Genomic DNA, 19,388 nt, shown 5'->3' with positions numbered 1-19,388 from the left:
ATGATGAAAGCTGCTGTCGTCGGCGTCAATCACATCGGGCGCATTCACTGCCGGTGTTACAAGGAGCATCCGGATGTGGAACTTGCCGCCGTCTGCGACTTGAATGAATCCCTGGCTGACGAGGCAGCGCGCCGGTTTGGGACGAAAGCTTACCGCGACGTGGTTGCGATGCTGGAGGCGGAGGAGCTGGACATCGTCAGCGTCGCCACCGGCGGCATGGAGAACGGTTCGCATCATTACGGGCCGGTGATGGCGGCCATTGCGGCGGGCAAAGACGTCCTGGTCGAAAAGCCGATCTCCAACCGCCTGGAAGAAGCGCGCGAAATGGTTCGCTTTGCCCGGGAAAAGGGCGTGCGCTTTGGCTGCAACCTGAACCACCGCTTCACGCCCATGGCGCTCAAAGCGAAGGAATGGGTCGACCGCGGGGAGCTCGGCCGGCTCCTTTTCATCAATATGAAGTTGACGATCGGCAACCCGAACGAAACGAGCCCGTGGGTTCAGATGAGAGCGCTTCATCCGCATTCTTTCGACGTCATTCGGTATTTTGCCGGAGATGTCAAAAGGGTGCAAGCGTTCATGACCAAAGCTCCCGGCCGTTCGGTGTGGTCTACCGCTTCCGTCAATCTTGAATTCGCATCCGGGGCCGTCGGCCATCTGACGGGCAGCTTCGACATGTGCAACAAGCATCCGATCGAAGCGTGCGAGGCGGCCGGGCACCGCGGCCGGTTCGTTCTCGATAACGTCTACGAATCGCTAACTTGCTATACGCACGGACAGGAGGAGCTGCGGGTGTTCCGCAACCCGGTTCTCGGAGGCTTCCAAGGCTTCGACGACACGTTTCGGATGCGGATCGGCATGTTCGTCAGGCAGGTCAAGGAGCGGGTTCCCGCCGGACAGATCGACGCATCCGGAGCCGACGCGCTGGTCGTGCAGGAACTCATCGAAGCCGCGATCCGCTCTCAGCTTGCCGGCGGCGCGGTCGTGGACATAGCGGGCGCAGGCATGCCTCATTTGACGGAGGAAGGAGGAGGGATATGAGTCAACAGGATGGGTTGGTGCTGTGGTTCACAGGGCTTTCGGGAGCAGGCAAAACGACGACGGCCCGCTGCTTGCTGGAACAGCTGCGCGAACAGGGGATGAGAGCCGAACTGCTGGACGGCGATGAGCTCAGGACGGTCATTTCCAAAGGGCTCGGCTTCAGCCGGGAAGACCGCATGGAACATATACGCCGCATCGTCTACGTCAGCAGGCTGCTGTCCCGCAACGGGGTGACTGTGCTCGTATCAGCCATCACGCCTTACCGGGTGATGAGGGATTTTGCGCGGAAGGAGCTGCCGGGCTATGTGGAAATTTTTGTGGATTGCCCGCTGGAGGAGTGCGAAAGGCGTGACGTAAAAGGGCTTTATGCCCAAGCGCGCAGTGCAGGGCTCAGCCGGTTTACCGGCATCGGAGACCCGTATGAAATTCCGGAGCGGCCGGATATCGTGATCCGCACGCATTTGGAGGAGCTGGAAAGCAATGCGGCATTGATCCTCGATTACGTGGCATCCCGACCTGGCGGCAGGAGGGATGCCGGATGAACATCGTCTTCGTCTCGCTGGATACGCTGCGCGCTTCCCGTCTCGGCTGCTACGGGTATGAAAAGCCGACTTCGCCTTACCTGGACGCCATCGCCTCGCAGGGCGTTTTGTTCGAACGCGCGTATGCGGCGGATATCCCGACCGAAACGGCCCATACGGGGATTTTCACGGGAAAAGTCGGGCTCCGCACCGGCATCGTATCGCACGGCTCCGCCTTGACCGGGCTGGCCAAAAGCGAGCCGTGGCTGCCGGCTTTGCTGCGGGACGCAGGGTTTACGACGGCTGCCGTCGACAATTTGTACCAGCTTAAGGAATGGTTCGCGCGCGGCTATCGGTACTACATCAATTCCGCCGGAGCGAAGCGGCATATCGACGGAAAAACGGTCAATGCGCTCGCGCTGCCCTGGATTCGCGAGCATAAGGAGGAGAACTTTTTTCTGTTTCTCCATTACTGGGATACGCATACCCCTTATGTGCCTCCGGCCGAATATGTGTCCCGGTTTTACGAGGCCGGACGCGATCCGTTCGACCCTGCGAACCGCAGCATGGAAGCGGCGTATAATCATGCGGCTTATCCGTTTTTCAAGCACCACCACTACGATATGCTGGGGCCGGTGACGGACGCCGCTTATCTCAACGCCTTGTATGACGCGGAAGTGCGGTACTTGGACGACCGCCTGAAAGAGCTGGATGAAACGCTGACTGCCGAAGGACTCCGCGAGCGGACTTTGCTTGTTCTGTTCGGCGACCATGGGGAAAGCTTGACTGAGCATGACATTTATTGGGATCATTGCGGACTGTACGAGACGACCGTTCATGTTCCCATGATCATGAGGTGGCCGGGGGTGATCCCACAGGGCAGGCGGGTGAGCGGGCTCGTGCAGCAGACCGATCTGTTTCCGACGCTGCTGGAAGCCGCGGGCGTGGCAAGTCCCGGCACGCCGGACGGCAAAAGCTTGTGGCCGAGCATCCGCGGGGAGCAGGACGGCACGCACGACACCGTCTACTTGAGCGAGTGCGCCTGGCAGGCCGCCCGCGGAGCCGTAACCCGCGACTACAAGCTGATTTGCACGGTGGATTCGGGGCCGTTTACGCGTCCGCGGAGGGAGCTGTACGATCTCCGTGCCGACCCGAATGAAACCGATAACGCCGAGCGGCGGCTGCCGGAAGTAGCGGACCGTCTGGAGCGGCAGTTGGCCGATTGGGTGCAGGCCACGCTCGCGGAAAAAGCCGATCCGATGGAGCGGCAGCTTACGGCCGGACTGCCTTTTCGCAACCGGATACATGAAATTTTACTGCAGTACGGGCTGACTTGGGAGTCATGGATGGCCGACCCGCGCCGCTCGCGTTTCGACCGGGCGGCAGAAGCCCGCCGGAGAGGAGGGTAATGGGTATGGCCGCACGAAATGGCGCGCAGAAAACCTGCAAAAGTACAGTTTTTACTCGGTCGATGCGCTGGCTGAGGCATATTCCTGCAAATGTGCAGGCTTTTTGCCGCGAACACGGGCTCTGGTTCATTTTTATCGAAAATTCCTGCACAATTGCAGGCTTTTCGCCAAAATGAACCATTTTTACGAAAAAAACCTGCACTTTCGCAGGTTTTCTCCATGCTAAGCCGCCTTGCCCCCCTACTTCAGCTCCGCAAACCGAGCCGGAGAGGCGAACGCTGTGCCCCTCCGGCTCCTCTAACCCGTCATTTTTTCAACAAGCTGACTTTCGCAGGTTTTCTGCGCGCGGGCCCGTCGCAGCGGCGCAGGAGTCCATCGGCCGGACTCCTAGTTGGCTTTCAGTGAAGTTAGCAGCTCGGGCACCGTGACGAAGGAGTAGCCGTTGCTTTTCAAATACGCGATGATTTGCGGCAAAGCTTCGACCGTGTTGTTGAGGTTTCCTTTTTTGCCGCCGGAGCTGTGCTGCAAAATGATGGCTCCGGGAGACGCTTGTTTTTTGACTGCGGCCATGATTTGCTGAACGCTTTTGCCGTCCCAGTCCATGGTATCTACGGACCATCCGATCAGCCGATGGCCGCTCGACGCGGCATCCGATTTCACCTGTTCATTGACCGCTCCGTAAGGCGCGCGAAAAAGGGAAGGGGACTGCCCGGTTATTTGTTTAATCATCTCGTCCGTTTTTTCAATTTCGTTATGTATGCTTTCTGATGGCAGCTTGGCCAGATCCTGATGATCCCAAGTATGGTTGCCGATGATGTGACCTTCTTCCGCGATGCGTTTGACCGTATCAGGGTACCTTTCTGCATGCTCGCCGACCAGGAAAAACGTAGCCTTGATTTGATTCTTTTTCAGAATATCGAGAATTTTAGGCGTATATTTGTGGTCCGGGCCATCGTCGAATGTAAGAGCAATTTGCTTGCGCGCATCCAAAGGGACATGGTTGATGACACGGTCATCCACCGTTTCCTTGGAAACGGGCTCCGCGATAGATTGCGGGACGGATGCCTTCTCGTGGTCGGGGGGAGCAGTCGCAGCTGCAGCCGTATCAACTTTTGCAGTTTGCGGGGTGCCGCCGCACCCGGAAATTGTAGCAGCCAATAACAAAATCGCCAGTTTGTTGTAGTGTTTCACGGTTTCGCACTTCTTTCAGTTTACTTTTTTGGGGAGGATGAGGGGAACTGCCTATTATGAAAAATATTCATTCACGCAGCGATTTATATCCTGGCCATGCTTCTATTATAGCAATCTTAAATTGCGATGGAAATTGACAATTATTAATATTTTCCGACAAAATATCAGGGCGCTCCGGAGGCGCCCTTTTTGGTGGGAATTCGCTTCGCACGCCTGCCGGACGACTTGTGCGCCGGTCGGGGGGTGCGTGTTTTTTTTGGCAAAAATCTGCCGTGAAGCCGGGTGAGCCGCATCACTCTGCGGAACACTTTGGAATTGCGGAGCTTGAGGAATATGAACGGATCGGGTCTCGAATTCACTTCGAAAATCCACGGAAAACAGTTGCGGTCGAGCCCCACGTCCACGCCGATTTCCTTCAATCGGGGAAAGGCGGTTTGCATATGTGCAGCAACCTTCAACCCCAGATCGGAAAGCTCTTTTTGGAGCTTTTTGCTTTCGTTCGCATTCAAGTGGGGCTGGAGCAAAACAGGAAGCGGCAAAGGAGTGCCGCCGTTATGATAATTGGTCACAATTCGCCGCGGATGGGCGACACGCCCGATCGTCCCGGTGTGCTCCCATTTGTTTTGCTCATTTTTTTGCACCATGATGCGGATATCGAACGGGCGATTGTTGTAGCGGAGCATGCGGATGCCTTTTTGCACCAAATAAGTGCGCCTGCCGAATTTTCCTTGCATCGATTTGACGAAAGCGTCGAACTTGCCGAACCGGTAGGTCCGCGTATTGTGCTTGTAGACGTAGTTGGTCAATTTCCCGTTTTTCACAATTTCAGCCTTCATAATTCCGAATCCTCCGGTGCCGAGACTAGGTTTGACATACACCATCCCGTATGTTTTCAGCATCGAATCCAGCGCTTCTTTAGACGCTTTTCTCGTCTCGGGGACAAAGCGAGCCAACTCCTTGCTGCGGTTCAATAGCCGGGTTTTGCCCCATTTGTTGTTGTCATACCGTACCATATGATCCCTCCGCCGGAACCGCCCGCTGTCTGCGGCCGCCCCTTGACTCCTGTCTGAAACAGTGTTGTTATATCGTATGGCGTTCGGCCGGTTTGTTTCAGGCGGGGAGCAAGAATGGGCGAGGGAATTTTTTCATTTATTTTTCAGAAAACTAAAGTATAGTTGAGCTGATAGACAAACATAATAGGAGGGAAATTTTTGGAGCAAATTGGAAGAAAATCGGCATCCGCTTCGAATTGGATACCTGCTCATGAGCGGAAATGGGTATATGCGGCGCTCGTTGTGTCCGTCGTATTAGTATGTTGGGAAATGTGGAACTTGCTGCATCTGTCCCCGGCGGTCGTGCAAAGCAAACGATTCGAACATACGTTTAAAAATTACGGTTCCGATGCGAGGCTGGCGTTATTTGTCGTGCTGGCGAACTACGTTCTCCTCCTGATCGTCAAACAGCGCGTTTTTGACAGCTTTCGCAGCGTGAAAAAAGGGCTTGCCGCGCTTTTGCGGTTCGTCCGTACATGGCATGTCCCTGCTGCAATTATAGCTATCGGCTTCATCGTTCTTCATGCAGTCGCCGTGTTTATGCACGGTTTTGCCTTTGATTTCAACAACATCAGCGGCTTGCTTGCGCTGTTGGTTCTGCTGCCGGTGCCGGTGTCCGGGCTGTTCAGATACAAGAGATTGGACCGGAAATGGCATTTGCGGCTGGGTCTGGCGTTCGCCGTGTTGTTTTTGATCCATGCTTTTCTGTAGCCGACCGCCGCGCTTGCCCTACACGTCCAAAGCCGGCTTGCCCGGCAAGCAGGCCGTTTTTATCCCATGACGAACCCGGGGGTCATCTTGAGCGCCACGGAGGGGAGTACGAACAGCCCTTCCAGGCCGCCCGATTGCAGCAGCCCGAGACCGGGATCAGGCCCCAAAATAAAGGCGGCTGTAGAAAAAGCGTCGGCGAGCATGGCGTAAGGTGCAATGACCGTACAGCTAAGTACGTCTGTCCGGCTTCGTCCGGTTTGCGGAACAATCAGGTGATGTTCGCCGGGCAGCTGCGGATTTTTTCTTTCATAGCCCCCGGATGTGCAAACGGCCGTATCGGAAAGCTGCAGCAATCCGATATTCTCGTCATACCGAAGCGGGTGCCGGATGCCTACTTGCCAAGGCTCGTCCCTGACATTCAATCCCCCGACGTACAAATCTCCGCCGGCCTCGACGAGAAAGCCTTCGAACGGCTGAAGCTCCTTGACGGCCAGATCGATGGCGAACCCTTTTGCCAGTGCTCCCAAATCCAGAAGGAGCGGTTTTTTCAATAACAGGGTACGATTTTTTTCGTCGAGCTGCACATCCCGAAAGGAAACGGACGCATGTTCTTCTAACTCATCCGTTACGGGCTGTCCGGTCAGGTAGTGATGCTTGAAGCCGAGCGCAGTCATACGGCTGCCGACCGCCGGATCGAAGCTTCCGTTCGTCAAGGAAGCGACCGTCAGTGCAAACCGGACCAGCTCAAACAACATATCGCTGACCCGGACCGGACTGCCGGGCTGCTTGAAAAGCTGCCGGACTTCGCTATCGTCCGAAAACCGGCTGCACACGCTCTCGACGAGATGAAACGATTGCAGGACGCGTTCGATTTTGCGCAGTGCCTCTTCCTCGGGCTGCGATGTAATCACTTCGATGTGCACCGTCGTTCCCATCGAAAGAGCCTTTCTGGCCACTGTTTTTCTATCCGCCATGGCGATGTCCCCCTTGAAATGGTTTGATTTTTTTATCTTACGTTAAAATAATGAAATCAAACTGAAATTGCTAGAACAAGCTCGCCGCGCCGGGAGACAGCGCATCTTCGAACAGGAGGGGCATCGGCTCTTCCGCAACACATGCATCTCCTGTATGGGTTACGAAACTGAAGTGGGGGGACGAGGCGGCTTTGCAGGAAAAACCTGCGAAAGTGCAGGAATTTTTTGCGAAAAGGGTCCGTTTTGGCGAAAAGCCTGCGAAAGTGCAGGAATTTTCGATTACAGCGGGTCTGAGCTCATGTTCGCGGTGAAAAGCCTGTACAATTGCAGGAATTCTTCGCGGGCAGCGTTTAAGAACGCAAATTCATGTATTTTTGCAGGTTTTCTTCGCGACACCAGGCAGGTTATGCGACTGGCTCTGGCGTCTGGGTTTCTCCGTATCCTGCACTTTTGCAGGTTTTCCGCTTAACGTTGCAAATGGGGGGGATAGACATGAATATTTTGCTCGTTGAAGATGACAGGAAGCTTGGCGAGTTGATTCAATATAAGCTGAAAAAACAGCTGTTCCGGGTGGAATGGGCCCAGGATGCGGATGCTGCGGCGGATTTTATGGAAAGATACCCGTTTGATATTTACATTTTGGATTGGATGATTCCTGGGAAAACAGGCGTGGAGCTGTGCAAGGAAATACGCATGAAAAAAAATCAGACGCCGATTCTGATGCTGACTGCGCGCGATGCCGTTTCAGACCGGGTGCAGGGACTGAATGCGGGAGCGGACGATTATTTGGTCAAGCCATTTGATTTCGAGGAATTGATCGCGCGCCTGAACGCGTTGTACCGGAGGAAGGAAACGGCTTGGGAAGGGGAAGTCAAAGCTTTCGGCGATACGCTTGCCGTCCATTTGACAACCCATGAAGTGTATAGAAACGGTGTTCCCGTCATGCTTTCGCGGCGCGAATTTCAATTGCTCTCGTTCATGGCGAACCATCACGGACAAATATTAAGCAGGGAGCAGCTGCTCGACCGGGTATGGGGAATGGATGCGGACATCACTTTGAACGCTGTCGATGCGACAATCAAGCTGCTGCGCAAAAAATTGGACGATCCATTCCCGGACAAGCTCATTCACAATGTGCGGGGACTCGGGTACCGCCTGCTGGCGAAAGGGGGAGAAGGGGACCCGTGTTCGAGCGAACGAGAAAGCGATTGACTTTGCTGTTCGGCGGCATTTTGGCCGTAATCTTGATCGTCGTTACCGTTATTTATTACCTCATCCTGCAGCAGACGCTGCAAAAGAACGAGCGGATTCACTTGGCCAACGTGCACGATAAAATGAACCGTCAATGGGAGCACCGGGTGGAGGAGCAGCGAAAATCACGCGGCGACAAGGCGGACGGGCACGAAACGAAAAACATGGAATGGGCGTTCCTGCAATCGGATGAGCTTGCCGTATTGGTTGCTCCCGATGGAAAGACGTCGGCTTCGCCCACCGCTTTTACGGCCATGGGAGCTCAACTGCTGCAATGGGCCCAGAACCGGCAGTACTTGGGGGTGCAAGGAGACGTTTTTCAGCTCGACGACGGAGGGGCTAAAGAAACTTTTTTAGCAAGCACGAACACGTTGAGCCTTTCCGGCGGAACTTATTGGGCAGCCGTGAACATTTCCGACGATCTCCTATTGATCGGGCAAATGAAGCTGCTATTGTCCGTTTTTTCGATGGTGCTGCTGACGGTTGCCAGCGTTGTAGGTTATTTTTTTGCCGGAAAAGCGATAGTGCCGATAAAAAATTCGTTTTTTCGGCAAGTCGAGTTTACGACTAACGCCTCGCATGAACTGAGAACGCCGCTTAGCGTCATCCATTCTTCGGTAGAGCTGCTGGAAGAGTGCAAAGAAGCTCTCCCCGATTTTGAACAGCGCGTTCTGACAGGCTTGAAGGATGAAGTGAAGCGCATGATTCGGCTGGTGGAATCTTTGCTGACTTTGGCCCGCAGCGATGCGAAAGTATCGGTCTACAGGAAGGAGCCGGTCGATTTGGCCCGAATAGCGACCCAGGCGGTTCAAGCGATGCAGACATTGGCGCGAAAAAAAGAGATTTATTTGCACATGGACCTCTCCCATAAGGAAGAAGCGGCCGTTCAAATCGAAGGAAACGAGGACCAATTGCGGCAATTGGTTTTGATCGTGTTGGACAATGCCATTAAATACACCTCCGCAGGGGGAGAGGTTACAGTCGCGTGTCATAGAGGCAAACATGCCGGAGCGATTCTGCAGGTCACGGATACGGGGATCGGGATGTCCAGGGAGGAGCTGCCGCACATTTTTGAACGGTTTTACCGGGTGGATAAAGCGCGGTCCCGGGAATTTGGCGGAGCGGGATTAGGGTTGTCCATTGCAGCGGAAATATTGCGGCAGCACCGGGCGTCAGTCCATGTCGAGAGTGAAGCTGGAAAAGGGAGCCGCTTCGAATTCGTGTTTGGACCGTAGCTTTTTTCACTTTGTTTTCACTTTCGTGCCGTAAAGTATGCGGTAGACAAGAAAGCAAAGGAAGTGTTGTTGATATGGCACGAATGGGAAAAAAACTGGTCGCTCTTTGTTCGACCGCAATCGGCATCGTCTACTCCGCCGGTTACATGATCAACCAGCCGCCGGCGCAAACGGTCCTGCCGTCAACGTCTGACTCTTACTCAGCATCTGCGTTTGCGCAGGGGCTGACCGCCGAAGAGACTCCAGGCTTAACGCCGGAGCCTTCCAAAACGATGCAGCCCTCTACCGTTCCGGCCTCGACTTCGACTGCGAGTTCGGTTCCGGCCCCGACTTCGACCCCGATTTCGACTCCAACCACAAAGCCGGTACCGAGAGCGTCCGCCGAACCGCCCAAACCGACAGCTCCGGCCAAAGCGGCATCCAAATATAAGGACGGAACTTATACCGGTTCGGGTACGAACCGTTTTGGCACAGTCGCAGTGAGCCTTTCGATTGTTAAAGGTAAAATCTCATCCGTCGTCATCACGGAATCCAAAACCCGTTATCCTCAGCGCTATATCGATTCGCTGCCCAGTCAAGTCGTTGAACTGCAAAGCGCCGCTGTCGATACGGTCAGCGGGGCCACCCGGAGTTCGGAAGATTTTATCGAAGCCGTACAAGTAGCGCTGAAGCAAGCGCAAGTATAGAGAGTGGAGGATGAACGGTTATGAGGAAGACCGAATCTGCCCGGGATACCGGCAAAAAAGCAATACGCATATGGAACACGCCCAAAGGATTTGTCATGCTCATGCTGTGCCTTCTGCTTGGCCTGGAGATTGCTTATACGCGAGAGTACCAAGGGCTGCTCCATGCAGGCGTCGCAATTTTTGCCGCCGCGCTTGTCGACGTGTGGATCGGCTTGCTGCAAAAAAGGAAGCGCCTGTTTCCGGACGGAGCTATCGTCACCGGGCTGATCGTAGCTCTGGTCCTGAGCGTAAAGGAGCCTTGGTATATCGCTTTGGCGACTTCGCTGTTCGCGATCGTATCCAAGCATATATTGCGGGTGAAGCGCAAGCCTGTTTTTAACCCGGCGGCGTTCGGATTGCTGTTGTCCGTCTTCGTATTTTCAAGCGGCGAGGATTGGTGGGGAAGCTTGACGGATCTGCCCGTCTGGGCTGTGGGCATCATGCTTGTAATCGGATTTGCGGTTGCCGGGAAGGCGAACAAATTTCCGCAGGCGTTTTCTTTTTTAGGCGCGTACTTTACGATTTTGCTGGCGCTCGGCATATTTCATATCGGCGAAGTTGCGGAACTATACCAGCCTCCGTTCATTAACGCCGTTTTGTTTTTAAGCTTTTTGATGGTTACAGATCCGCCTACCTCTCCCGGCAAATATGGGGGACAAATCTGGTTCGGCGTGTTCGCGGCGATCGTCAGCATCGCATGGAATCTGACATACGGCGGCATTTCATTTCTCCTGGTCGGATTGATCGCCTCCAACCTGGTTCATGCCGCGACGCATGCGGTTAAAACGAAATCGTTGAATAAAGAGCCGATACGAAGTGTATAGTAAAAATTTTCCAATCAAAGCTCGCGGTTCCCTATAAAATCCTGCCGGCCAAAAGCTTGACCGTCTCAAGCCCGGCTTCGCCCAAGGCGACGCTTCGCGCTTCGGGGAAGGCCTGATTGGCAAGGTCGGAGAGCACATGGCCGGGAGGCATTTCCACAAACAGCCGGGCTCCCAGTTCGAACATCAGGGAGACGGTGTCATGCCAGCGCACCGGATGGGCGACGCCGAAAGCCAAATCGTCCCGGATTGCGGCGGCATCCGTCAATAACCGCGCGCGGCGGGCTCCGGCATACGGCACGCTAGGGCGGCGCAGGCTGATCCGGTCCAGCGCTTCGGCCAACCGGGCGGCGGTGGAGTCAAGCAGCCCGCAGTGCGACGGGACGCTTACCGGCAGCATGACGCCTTTGCGCGCGCCGGCCGATCCGGCCGCTTGGAAAAGGGCTTGAATGCCTGCGAATTTGCCGGAGACGGCGATTTGGGAAGGGGCATTCAAATTCGCGATATGGACCGGCGCTTCGGGCGTAGAAACTTGCCCGATCAAAGCGAGCAGCCTGCGCTCCGTCAGGCCGGTAATAACGCCCATCCCGTAGCCCCCGGGATATGCGCTCTCCATGCATTCCCCCCGCAGTTTGACGAGAGTTAGCGCATCGTCAAAAGCCAGCGCTCCGGAGGCGACGGCGGCTGCGAAGGCCCCGACCGAATGCCCGGCGACCATGTCCGGCACGATGCCTTCCGCTTGCAGCGCGGCGGCGGCTCCGACCCCGGCCGCGAGCAAACAGATTTGCACCCAAACCGTGGAGCGAAGATGCCGGTCATCGTCCACGGACAGCACGTCCAGCCGCAGCACCTCGCTTGCTTCTTCCAATACAGCCTTGACAGCCGGATGATCCGGCAAACAATGCAGCATGTCCGCGTGCTGCGAGCCTTGTCCGGGAAACAAAAAAACGATGCTCATCGTATCCTCCTATCCGCTTGCGGCGACCAGGGATCGGCTGTTAACCGCGCTCCCTCAGAAGTCCGCAGCAGCACCTGGCGCTCTCCGCGGGCGTACTCGATCAGCGACACAGCGCCGCAAGGGGTCTCGATCTGCACGTCGAGGCGAACCGGCAGCACATCCTGCAGCCGGAGCAAGCCGCGTGCTTCCTCGACCGATAACGGGGCGTCCGCCCGAATCGTCACGTCCAGGTCGCTTCCTGGTCCGGCGGTTTCCGCGCCGCTCGCCAGCTCGAAGCCGACGCTGCCCGCCGGTCCCCATGCGGCGCCCAGCCCCGTGAAAAAAACGTCCGCCTCCTCCAGCGCGGCGATGGCCGGCACGAGCCCGGAGCGGGGAGCGCTCCGCCACGCTTTGCTTGCCGCGAGCTGCTGCGGCGTTATCCTTTCGACGGCGTCGCTGAGGGGCAAAAAGGCGGCATAACGCTCGTTCCGCCTGCGCCCCCGCACGCCGACCGGAGCCGCCCCCTGCAGCCAGGCGGCCCGGCGGACGACGACGAAGGGCGCTCTTGCCAGCGATGCTTCGACCCAGGCAAGCTCCGGTTCCGCTGCGCCGCGGGCGAGTGCGCCGGGACGGATGCGCACAATGTCATGCGGCGTCAGTTCCACAGCGCAGCCATGCGTTCGCGCACGCGGATCGAAGCGGCCCGGCCGGTGCGGGCTGCGTCGGAAGCAAGGCGGCCGCCCAGACCGCCGTCCCCGGTGCGGACGATCGCGATAGCGTCCGCCAGCAGGCCGCGGACGCGCTCCACATCGTCCGCTTCCGGAGCGTCCGCGCGAATGCCGCCGATCAGTTCGTCCACGGCGCCGAGCGAAGCGAACGACTTGATGTCGTAGGCGGTCGCCGGCACTTTTCGGGCGGCTTCCTCCAACTCCGCGACCGTTCTGCGGGTGACGCGCGCCGCCGATGTTTTGGACATGACCTGCACGACGACGCCCGGGTCGTCCAGAGCGAGAATCCGGCTCGCCTGCAGGCCATGTGCCAGAAAAGCGCCGGAAATGGCATTGCCGACGAGCAGCGCAATCACCGGATGCCCGGCTAGCCGTGCCGATGCATAGGCGTCGACGGCCGCCGCGCAGGCCAGATGGATGCCGAGCAGCTCCTCCATGTAGCCGTAGGCTTGGCTCGGCACATCGACGATGGCGACGATGGCGCGCTTATGCCCGCCGGCGTCCTGCTCGATGGCGTCGCGAATATGCCGCGCCAGCGTCCAGCCTTCGTCGATGCCGACTTCGCCTTTGCGGGCCCGCGGAAACCGGCTGTTCGGATTCGGCGCGACCGCTATGTAGCGGACGCGTTCCTTGCCGAGCGCCGCATCCGCGCAAAGCACCGCCGGAGCGCCGGGGAGCGGGCTTCGCGAAGCGCCGGACAACCGCTCGAACCACGTTCGTCCGCGGCTGTCCGAACTGCCCGCGGTTTCGCTCCATCTTTGCTCCAACCACGCGACGGAGCCGCCGGAAGCTGCCGTACTTTCCGCTCCCCACAGCGTGCGCAGCGTTTCTCCGCCGATTTTTACGGCGGGATCGATTGCGGCGAGCTTGCCGAGAAAGCGCTCCACATCCGCGCTTCGGTGTACGGGCGGAATGCCGCGGCCGAACGATTCCCCGACAGCCTTGCGGACCGCTTCCGCCGTATCGTCGGCGAGCATATCGGCAAGCGCCGTCCCGTGCCGCTGCTCGCCGCCCGTCGTTCGCCAGATCAGGCGGCGGTCGCTTGCATCCAGCTCGGAGATCCCCGCTTCCTGCTCGATCACTTCAGGCCCGTTCAGCCCGAGCCGGCCCTGCTTCGTCATCACGAGCCGGCTGCACAGCGCAGCGCAGATCGACATCCCGCCGAAGCAGCCGATCAAACCGGGAATGACGCCGACGACCGGCACGAACCCGCGCAGCGCGACAATGGCGGCGCCGATCTCGGCGATCGCCAGCAGCCCGTAGTAGCCTTCCTGCAAGCGCACGCCCCCGGTATTCAGCAGCAGCACGGGCAGCACAGGCTTGCCGTCCCGGCAATCCCGCAGCGCGAGCTCCAGCGCTCCGGCCATTTTGGCTCCGGCCACTTCGCCAACGCCGCCGCCTTGAAACGCGCCGTCCATGGAAATGACGACGGCAGGCTTGCCGCCAAAACTTCCGCGGGCGACGACAACCCCGTCATCGCTTTGCGGAACGATGCCCTGCGCCGCGAGATGGGGCGATTCGAAACGTTCGAACGGGTCGAGCAGTTCCCTGAACGTCCCTTCGTCAAGCAGCGCTTGAGCGCGTTCGCGGGCATTCAGCTCGATAAAGCTTGTTTCTTTTTGCGTGCGCACATTCATCGTTCCAACACCTCGATTGCCTGGGCCAGCCGCAGTGAGACGACGCCGGGCGTTGCGCCGTAATCGTTAATCTGTATGGACGCCGCAATCGGATGCATATAAAAAAATTTATCGAGCACGGCTCTCCACGTTTCTTCAAACCCTTGCACCGACGTACGGATCCGTACGTGCGCATGCAAGCCGGCGGAAGGCTCTACCAATATTTCCAAATCTCCCGATCCGACGGCTCCCACGTGGGCCCGCGCGGCAAGTTTCCGCGCAGCATCATATTGAAAGTTCAGCGTCTCCAAGTTTCGTACACCTCCGTTAGTGATTGAGCGGCACAGCCGTGGGCCGCAGTCCGTCGGCCGGAGCGGAAGCCATCCGCTCCAGACTGTCCAAAAACAAAGCGGCGGCAAGCAGATCCGCGCTGCCTCCGGGGGATATGCGCAGCCGGACACACGTTTCGGCCAGCCTCTGCAAGAGAAACCACCCTTCGGGAGCGGACGTTCCGCCCGCAGCGAGGATGTTTTGCGCGCCCTGCTGCGCCTCCCGGAGCGCTTCCATGCCGCCCCGGTGCAGCAGGCACGTATCGTCGAGCCGGCTCATGACGGCCAGCAGCGCGTCCAGGCGGGCCAAAGATTCCGGCACGCCCCGCTTGCGGGCTTCCCGCAGCGCCGGCAAGGCGGCCCCGATAATATGCGGAAAAGCCTGCTCGGCTTCTCCGCGGGCCCCCGCCGCCCCGAACCGCTGCCGGACTCTGCTTCCGTTCGATTCCCGCGGGGGATGGAAGCGGTCCGGGTATTTGGCGATTTCGCCGGCGATGGCGGCGATTCGCTCCGGCGCGGCGCGCCGCCCGGCGATGGCCGCTCCCGCCGTCAGCAGGCCGAGCGCCCAGATCGCGCCGCGGTGGGTGTTGATGCCGCCGGTGGCGGCCATCATCCCCGCTTCCGCGTCGCGCCCGAGCTGCGCCAGCCGTTCGCGAAGCGGCTGGCCGGGAGCTTGCCCGCAAGCGGCGCGGGCCATCAGCGCGAAGCCTTCGCGGAGCGAATGCGCGGAGCGGATCATCAAGCCGATGTGCAGATCGGCGTGGGCGCCCGGGCCGCTGCGGTCGACGAGGCCCGGCTTCGGCGTCAGCTCCGCTTCCTCGATGAGCGCGGCGACGGCCAGCCCGGCAAGCTCATCGGCTTCCGCCGGCGCCGGCTGCGGTAAATGACAGGTGCAGGTGAGCTTCATCATTTCACCAGCTCCTGAATTTAGCCGGCGGCTCATACAAGCCTCCGGACCAGCCGACCAGTTCCTCGACGCTTCGCGCGGCGAGCAGCGACCGTTTGGCATCGGTGCGGCGGACGCCCAGATCTTCCGGGAACGCGACAAGCCCGTCCGCACGCAGCTGATCGTTAAGCGCGTAATCGTGGCTTCTGCCGAGCGGAGTAACGCCGGCGACGGCGGCGATGGCAAGCTTGCGTTCCTCCAGGTTCCGTGCTTTGTACACATAAGCGACGCCTTCTTCGGTGACGACATGCGTCACGTCGTCGCCATAGATCATGACCGGCGCAAGCGGCAAGCCGGCGCTCCGGCCGACTTCGATCGCGTCGAGCGATTCGACGAAAGTGGGGATGCCCCCGCGCTGGAACGTTTCGACCATCTGGACGACAAGCTTGCGGCCGCGCACGAGCGGATGGTCCGCCGTTTTCATGTCGAGCCAGGCGGGCGTCGGGTGCCTCCGCCCCCGCGGGTCGTGCCCCATGTTAGGGGCGCCCCCGAAACCGGACAGCCGGCCCGACGTCACGGTGGAAGAATGGCCTTCCGCATCCATTTGCAGCGTGGAGCCGATGAACAGATCGACGGCATATTGTCCGGCCATCTGGCAGTAGGCGCGGTTGGAGCGGAGACTGCCGTCGGGGCCGGTGAAGAACACGTCCGGCCGCGCCGCGACGTACGCCTCCATGCCGACCTCGCCGCCGAAGCAGTGCACGCTCTCGACCCAGCCACTTTCGATCGCCGGAATGAGCGTCGGATGCGGGTTGAGCGCCCAATGCCGGCATATCCGGCCGCGCAGTCCGAGCGATTCGCCGTAGGTGGGGAGCAGCAGTTCGATAGCCGCCGTGTTGAAGCCGATGCCGTGATTCAGGGATTGCACCTGATGGCGTTCGTAGACGCCGCGAATGGCCAGCATGCCCATCAAAATTTGAATGTCCGTAATTTGCCGAGGATCGCGCGTAAACAACGCCTCCAGCGGATAAGGCTTGTCGGCGGGGACGACGACGTCGACCCAGGAAGCCGGAATATCGACGCGCGGCAGCTCATCGACGATCTCGTTGACCTGCACGATCACGATCCCGTTACGGAAGGCCGCCGCTTCGACTATCGCCGGCGTCTCTTCCGTATTCGGCCCCGTGTACAGGTTTCCGTGCCGGTCCGCCTTGTCCGCAGTGACGAGCGCAACGTCGGGAATGAGGTCGACGAACATGCGGGCGTACAGCTCCAAATAAGTATGGATCGCGCCGATTTCCAACTTGCCGTCCTCGACCATTTGGGACATGCGCAGGCTCTGCGGCCCCGAAAAGGAAAAATCGACTTTCCGGGCAATGCCATATTCGAAAATATCGAGGTGCTCGCGCCGCGAGATGCTGGATATGAGCATGTGCAGGCCGTGGATTTTGCCGGGATCGACTTTAGCAAGCGCTTCGGACAAAAACGCGGCTTGCTTCTGGTTGTTTCCTTCCAGCACGACCCTGTCGCCAGGCAAAATCAGCGCTTCGAGCGCTTCCACGATGCTGCCTGTCGGCAGCAGTCGCCCTTCCATCAGCCGGCTTGCCTGCCGCAGCCTCCGCGCTTTTTCGTCGCGCCGCGTCGTCCAGGAGCGCGCCGCTTGCGCATGTATCGTTTGATTCATACCGCATCCTCCTCGTTCGGGGTACTAGGAGTCTGACCGACATCGGACAGACTCCTGTATGTGTATCCTTTTGAAAATAGTATACAGGTAGTCTATACATATCGGATAATATATAATTATGTATAAGAATTATATTCAATATCGAATAGATGAGGGGTTGCTATGGAGCTGCTGCAGCTAAAATATTTTCAAACCGTCGCCAGGCTGGAGCATATGACGAAGGCGGCGGCGGAGCTTCGCATTCCGCAGCCTGCGCTGAGCAAAATGATTTCCGCGCTGGAGAAAGATTTGGATGTCAAACTGTTCGACCGCACCGGAAAATATATTCGTTTGAACGCATATGGCAAAGCGTTCCTCCGAAAAGTGGACACCGCCATCGCGGCTTTGGAGGACGGGAAGAGGGAGATTCGGGATATGTCGGGGGAGACCGGCGGCAGCATCGAGCTTGCCGTTCTGGTCGGCTCGCACCTGCTGCCGGATTTGCTCGCTTCCTTCCGGCTAAAGCATCCGCAAATCGGCTTTCACTTGCTGCAGCATGCTTCCCTCGCGGCGATGCGCTCCGATTTCGATCTGTGCCTGTCCTCTTCGCCCATGCCCATTCAAGGCGTGGAGAGCAGAGCGCTGCTTACGGAGGAAATTTTTCTTGCGGTGCCCTGCGGCCACCGGCTGGCAAGCCGCGGAAAAATCCGGCTGAGCGAAGCGGCGGACGAGGGGTTCGTCAGCCTGCGGCCGGGCAAAAACTTGCGGGAAACGGCGGACGCGCTGTGCCGGCAGGCGGGATTTACGCCCCGCATCATTTTCGAAAGCGACGACCCTGCGACGGTCCGCGGGTTGATTCGGGCCGGACAAGGCGTCGGCTTCATCCCTTCCGTGACCTGGGGAGGAGCGACCGGCTCGGCCGTCGAGCTGCTTCGGATCGAAGAGCCGAGATGCGAACGCACGATTTGGCTGTCGTGGTCCAAAGACAAGTATCTCACCGAAGCTGCGGCGAGATTCCGCGAATTTACAGCGGACTATTTCAGACAGATGGCGCAGAGAGAACCGGCTGGCCGGCAGGGGACGAGAGCGGATTTTTGAAAATAGGTTGTAATTATCTGAAATTTCTGATATAAATAGTGCATCGAAATTTTTGGGCGTGTTACTGGCGTAAACGTGGAGTACCACGAGGGAGCACAGCCTTTATTAAGCCGTACGCCTGGGCAAAGTATTCGGTCATTGACCGGATGCTTTTTTTATTATTTTCAAGGGAGATGAGCCTATGGAGCAGGTACGGCAGGCAAGAAACGTAGCGATATTGATTTTTGAGGGGGTTGAAGTGCTGGATTTTGCGGGCCCGTTCGAAGTGTTTACAACAGGAAGCGGCAGAGGGAAAGACTTCCGGGTCTATACGGTGGCCGAACAGGAGGGGCCCGTTGCCGCATCGGGCGGCTTGAGCGTTAACCCGGGGTATACGATCCGCAATTGTCCGCCTCCTGATATTTTGCTCGTACCCGGCGGCCGGGGGGCGCGAAAAGAAATGCATAACGAGACGCTTACCGATTGGATTCGCGAGGCGTCGCGTCAAGCGGAGCTTGTTTTGTCGGTGTGCACCGGGGCTTTAATTTTAGCCAAAGCGAACCTATTGGAAGGATTGAAGCTTACGACGCACCGTCTGGCAATGGACGAATTGCGGGAAGCGGTCCCGAAATCGTCGCAAATATTGGAAGATGTCCGGTATGTGGATAACGGAAAAATAATTTTGTCCGCCGGTGTATCTGCGGGGATCGATATGTCTTTGTACGTTGTAAGCAAGCTGCTTGGAGAAGAAAGACGCCGGGAAACGGCAAACATCATGGAGTGGCAGTAAACCTCCGAAAATCAGCTTGTGGATAAAGTGGCAGGTTAGAGGAACCGGAGGTGGTACAGCCGATCTTCCACAATCCGCGCCTCCCCTGCACGGGTTGTGGCGCTGAAGTGGACACGCCTCTTCTGTTCTGGCTGAGGATCTGGAGCGGGTGGCATGGCGACTCCGCAAGTAGAAAGCCTGCAAAAGTACAGGCTTTTTCTGCAAAAGTGGTACATTTTGGCGAAAAGCCTGCGATTGTGCAGGAATTTTCGATTGAAACGGGTCTGGGCCCATGTTCGCGGCGAAAAGCCTGCACAATTGCAGGAATTTTTCGTGGACGGCGCATTCGTTGAGCAAAAACTGCACTTTTGCAGGTTTTCTTCGGGCAACGAGGCAGATTGTGCGGTCGGCGCTGACGTGTGGGTTTCTGGACAGCCTGGATAGTGCGGCAATTT

The 19,388-nt window shown here is 58.1% G+C and carries 20 protein-coding genes and 1 riboswitch; of the genes, 11 read left to right on the top strand and 9 right to left on the bottom strand.

The window, feature by feature from the left end; all coding sequences use genetic code 11:
• The 4 genes from AC0LWT_RS10015 to AC0LWT_RS10000 are packed head-to-tail and all read left to right on the top strand — an operon-like array spanning position 1 to position 3,144.
• Complete coding sequence (locus tag AC0LWT_RS10015; protein WP_474681093.1) at positions 1 to 1,038, top strand: Gfo/Idh/MocA family protein; 1,038 nt, start codon at positions 1 to 3, stop codon at positions 1,036 to 1,038.
• Complete coding sequence (cysC, locus tag AC0LWT_RS10010) at positions 1,035 to 1,580, top strand: adenylyl-sulfate kinase (RefSeq protein ID WP_474681092.1); 546 nt, start codon at positions 1,035 to 1,037, stop codon at positions 1,578 to 1,580. The genes AC0LWT_RS10015 and cysC overlap by 4 nt, the downstream gene beginning before the upstream one ends.
• Positions 1,577 to 2,968, top strand: a complete 1,392-nt coding sequence (locus tag AC0LWT_RS10005) for a sulfatase family protein (RefSeq protein ID WP_474681091.1) — start codon at positions 1,577 to 1,579, stop codon at positions 2,966 to 2,968. The genes cysC and AC0LWT_RS10005 overlap by 4 nt, the downstream gene beginning before the upstream one ends.
• Positions 2,969 to 2,973: 5 nt before the next feature.
• On the top strand, positions 2,974 to 3,144 hold the full coding sequence (locus AC0LWT_RS10000) for a hypothetical protein (RefSeq protein ID WP_474681090.1): 171 nt from the start codon (positions 2,974 to 2,976) through the stop codon (positions 3,142 to 3,144).
• A gap of 211 nt (positions 3,145 to 3,355) precedes the next feature.
• On the opposite strand, the gene AC0LWT_RS09995 is transcribed toward AC0LWT_RS10000, so the two are convergent.
• A complete protein-coding gene (locus AC0LWT_RS09995) occupies positions 3,356 to 4,159 on the bottom strand; it encodes a polysaccharide deacetylase family protein (RefSeq protein ID WP_474681089.1) in 804 nt (267 codons plus the stop codon).
• 164 nt (positions 4,160 to 4,323) lie between these two features.
• On the bottom strand, positions 4,324 to 5,172 hold the full coding sequence (locus AC0LWT_RS09990; RefSeq protein WP_474681088.1) for a YheC/YheD family protein: 849 nt from the start codon (positions 5,170 to 5,172) through the stop codon (positions 4,324 to 4,326).
• 198 nt (positions 5,173 to 5,370) lie between these two features.
• Here AC0LWT_RS09990 and AC0LWT_RS09985 point away from each other — a divergent pair, with 198 nt between their 5' ends.
• Positions 5,371 to 5,922: a hypothetical protein gene (locus AC0LWT_RS09985; protein WP_474681087.1), complete on the top strand. Its 552-nt coding sequence runs from the start codon at positions 5,371 to 5,373 to the stop codon at positions 5,920 to 5,922.
• 59 nt (positions 5,923 to 5,981) lie between these two features.
• Here AC0LWT_RS09985 and AC0LWT_RS09980 read toward each other — a convergent pair whose 3' ends face one another.
• Complete coding sequence (locus tag AC0LWT_RS09980; protein WP_474681086.1) at positions 5,982 to 6,896, bottom strand: FAD:protein FMN transferase; 915 nt, start codon at positions 6,894 to 6,896, stop codon at positions 5,982 to 5,984.
• A gap of 492 nt (positions 6,897 to 7,388) precedes the next feature.
• Between AC0LWT_RS09980 and AC0LWT_RS09975 the strand changes: the two genes are divergently transcribed.
• From AC0LWT_RS09975 to AC0LWT_RS09960, 4 genes are all read left to right on the top strand, one after another.
• The gene (locus AC0LWT_RS09975; protein WP_474681085.1) at positions 7,389 to 8,108 is read left to right on the top strand and encodes a response regulator transcription factor; all 720 of its coding nucleotides are present in this window, start codon (positions 7,389 to 7,391) and stop codon (positions 8,106 to 8,108) included.
• Positions 8,081 to 9,382: a sensor histidine kinase gene (locus AC0LWT_RS09970; RefSeq protein ID WP_474681084.1), complete on the top strand. Its 1,302-nt coding sequence runs from the start codon at positions 8,081 to 8,083 to the stop codon at positions 9,380 to 9,382. Before AC0LWT_RS09975 ends, AC0LWT_RS09970 begins: the two co-directional genes overlap by 28 nt.
• Positions 9,383 to 9,456: 74 nt before the next feature.
• A complete protein-coding gene (locus AC0LWT_RS09965) occupies positions 9,457 to 10,068 on the top strand; it encodes an FMN-binding protein (protein WP_474681083.1) in 612 nt (203 codons plus the stop codon).
• 20 nt (positions 10,069 to 10,088) lie between these two features.
• Positions 10,089 to 10,931, top strand: a complete 843-nt coding sequence (locus AC0LWT_RS09960; protein WP_474681082.1) for an RnfABCDGE type electron transport complex subunit D — start codon at positions 10,089 to 10,091, stop codon at positions 10,929 to 10,931.
• Between the two features lie 31 nt (positions 10,932 to 10,962).
• Here AC0LWT_RS09960 and mdcH read toward each other — a convergent pair whose 3' ends face one another.
• Genes mdcH through mdcA form a run of 6 tightly spaced genes read right to left on the bottom strand, consistent with a single transcriptional unit; the run spans position 10,963 to position 17,108 of the window.
• Positions 10,963 to 11,886 carry a malonate decarboxylase subunit epsilon gene (gene mdcH, locus AC0LWT_RS09955; RefSeq protein WP_474681081.1) on the bottom strand — a complete coding sequence of 308 codons (924 nt, stop codon included), beginning with the start codon at positions 11,884 to 11,886 and terminating at the stop codon, positions 10,963 to 10,965.
• Positions 11,883 to 12,506 (bottom strand): malonate decarboxylase holo-ACP synthase, encoded by a 624-nt coding sequence (locus tag AC0LWT_RS09950; RefSeq protein WP_474681333.1) that lies wholly within the window; start codon positions 12,504 to 12,506, stop codon positions 11,883 to 11,885. Before AC0LWT_RS09950 ends, mdcH begins: the two co-directional genes overlap by 4 nt.
• 14 nt (positions 12,507 to 12,520) lie before the next feature.
• Entirely contained in the window at positions 12,521 to 14,230 is a 1,710-nt protein-coding gene (locus tag AC0LWT_RS09945; protein ID WP_474681080.1) for a biotin-independent malonate decarboxylase subunit beta, read from the bottom strand.
• The gene (locus AC0LWT_RS09940) at positions 14,227 to 14,520 is read right to left on the bottom strand and encodes a malonate decarboxylase subunit delta (RefSeq protein ID WP_474681079.1); all 294 of its coding nucleotides are present in this window, start codon (positions 14,518 to 14,520) and stop codon (positions 14,227 to 14,229) included. Before AC0LWT_RS09940 ends, AC0LWT_RS09945 begins: the two co-directional genes overlap by 4 nt.
• A gap of 16 nt (positions 14,521 to 14,536) precedes the next feature.
• On the bottom strand, positions 14,537 to 15,481 hold the full coding sequence (locus AC0LWT_RS09935) for a triphosphoribosyl-dephospho-CoA synthase (RefSeq protein WP_474681078.1): 945 nt from the start codon (positions 15,479 to 15,481) through the stop codon (positions 14,537 to 14,539).
• Positions 15,450 to 17,108 (bottom strand): malonate decarboxylase subunit alpha, encoded by a 1,659-nt coding sequence (gene mdcA / locus AC0LWT_RS09930; RefSeq protein WP_474681077.1) that lies wholly within the window; start codon positions 17,106 to 17,108, stop codon positions 15,450 to 15,452. The genes AC0LWT_RS09935 and mdcA overlap by 32 nt, the downstream gene beginning before the upstream one ends.
• 162 nt (positions 17,109 to 17,270) lie before the next feature.
• Between mdcA and AC0LWT_RS09925 the strand changes: the two genes are divergently transcribed.
• Positions 17,271 to 18,185 carry a LysR family transcriptional regulator gene (locus AC0LWT_RS09925; protein ID WP_474681076.1) on the top strand — a complete coding sequence of 305 codons (915 nt, stop codon included), beginning with the start codon at positions 17,271 to 17,273 and terminating at the stop codon, positions 18,183 to 18,185.
• Between the two features lie 50 nt (positions 18,186 to 18,235).
• A riboswitch (ZMP/ZTP riboswitch) is annotated at positions 18,236 to 18,316 on the top strand.
• Positions 18,317 to 18,366: 50 nt separating this feature from the next.
• Entirely contained in the window at positions 18,367 to 18,954 is a 588-nt protein-coding gene (locus tag AC0LWT_RS09920; protein WP_474681075.1) for a DJ-1/PfpI family protein, read from the top strand.
• The last annotated feature ends 434 nt before the right edge of the window (positions 18,955 to 19,388 follow it).

Source organism: Paenibacillus sp. sgz302164, from assembly GCF_056120505.1.
The sequence above is the reverse complement of the archived record's forward strand: the minus strand, read 5'-3'. Positions and strand labels throughout refer to the sequence as shown.

Coding starts and splice junctions, on each gene's coding strand:
- AC0LWT_RS10005 (WP_474681091.1), top strand. CDS start 1,577: ATGAACATCGTCTTCGTCTCGCTGGATACGCTGCGCGCTTCCCGTCTC.
- AC0LWT_RS09975 (WP_474681085.1), top strand. CDS start 7,389: ATGAATATTTTGCTCGTTGAAGATGACAGGAAGCTTGGCGAGTTGATT.
- AC0LWT_RS09925 (WP_474681076.1), top strand. CDS start 17,271: ATGGAGCTGCTGCAGCTAAAATATTTTCAAACCGTCGCCAGGCTGGAG.
- AC0LWT_RS09965 (WP_474681083.1), top strand. CDS start 9,457: ATGGCACGAATGGGAAAAAAACTGGTCGCTCTTTGTTCGACCGCAATC.
- mdcA (WP_474681077.1), bottom strand. CDS start 17,108: ATGAATCAAACGATACATGCGCAAGCGGCGCGCTCCTGGACGACGCGG.
- cysC (WP_474681092.1), top strand. CDS start 1,035: ATGAGTCAACAGGATGGGTTGGTGCTGTGGTTCACAGGGCTTTCGGGA.
- mdcH (WP_474681081.1), bottom strand. CDS start 11,886: ATGAGCATCGTTTTTTTGTTTCCCGGACAAGGCTCGCAGCACGCGGAC.
- AC0LWT_RS09935 (WP_474681078.1), bottom strand. CDS start 15,481: ATGAGCCGCCGGCTAAATTCAGGAGCTGGTGAAATGATGAAGCTCACC.
- AC0LWT_RS09980 (WP_474681086.1), bottom strand. CDS start 6,896: ATGGCGGATAGAAAAACAGTGGCCAGAAAGGCTCTTTCGATGGGAACG.
- AC0LWT_RS09960 (WP_474681082.1), top strand. CDS start 10,089: ATGAGGAAGACCGAATCTGCCCGGGATACCGGCAAAAAAGCAATACGC.
- AC0LWT_RS09920 (WP_474681075.1), top strand. CDS start 18,367: ATGGAGCAGGTACGGCAGGCAAGAAACGTAGCGATATTGATTTTTGAG.
- AC0LWT_RS10000 (WP_474681090.1), top strand. CDS start 2,974: ATGGCCGCACGAAATGGCGCGCAGAAAACCTGCAAAAGTACAGTTTTT.
- AC0LWT_RS09945 (WP_474681080.1), bottom strand. CDS start 14,230: ATGAATGTGCGCACGCAAAAAGAAACAAGCTTTATCGAGCTGAATGCC.
- AC0LWT_RS09990 (WP_474681088.1), bottom strand. CDS start 5,172: ATGGTACGGTATGACAACAACAAATGGGGCAAAACCCGGCTATTGAAC.
- AC0LWT_RS10015 (WP_474681093.1), top strand. CDS start 1: ATGATGAAAGCTGCTGTCGTCGGCGTCAATCACATCGGGCGCATTCAC.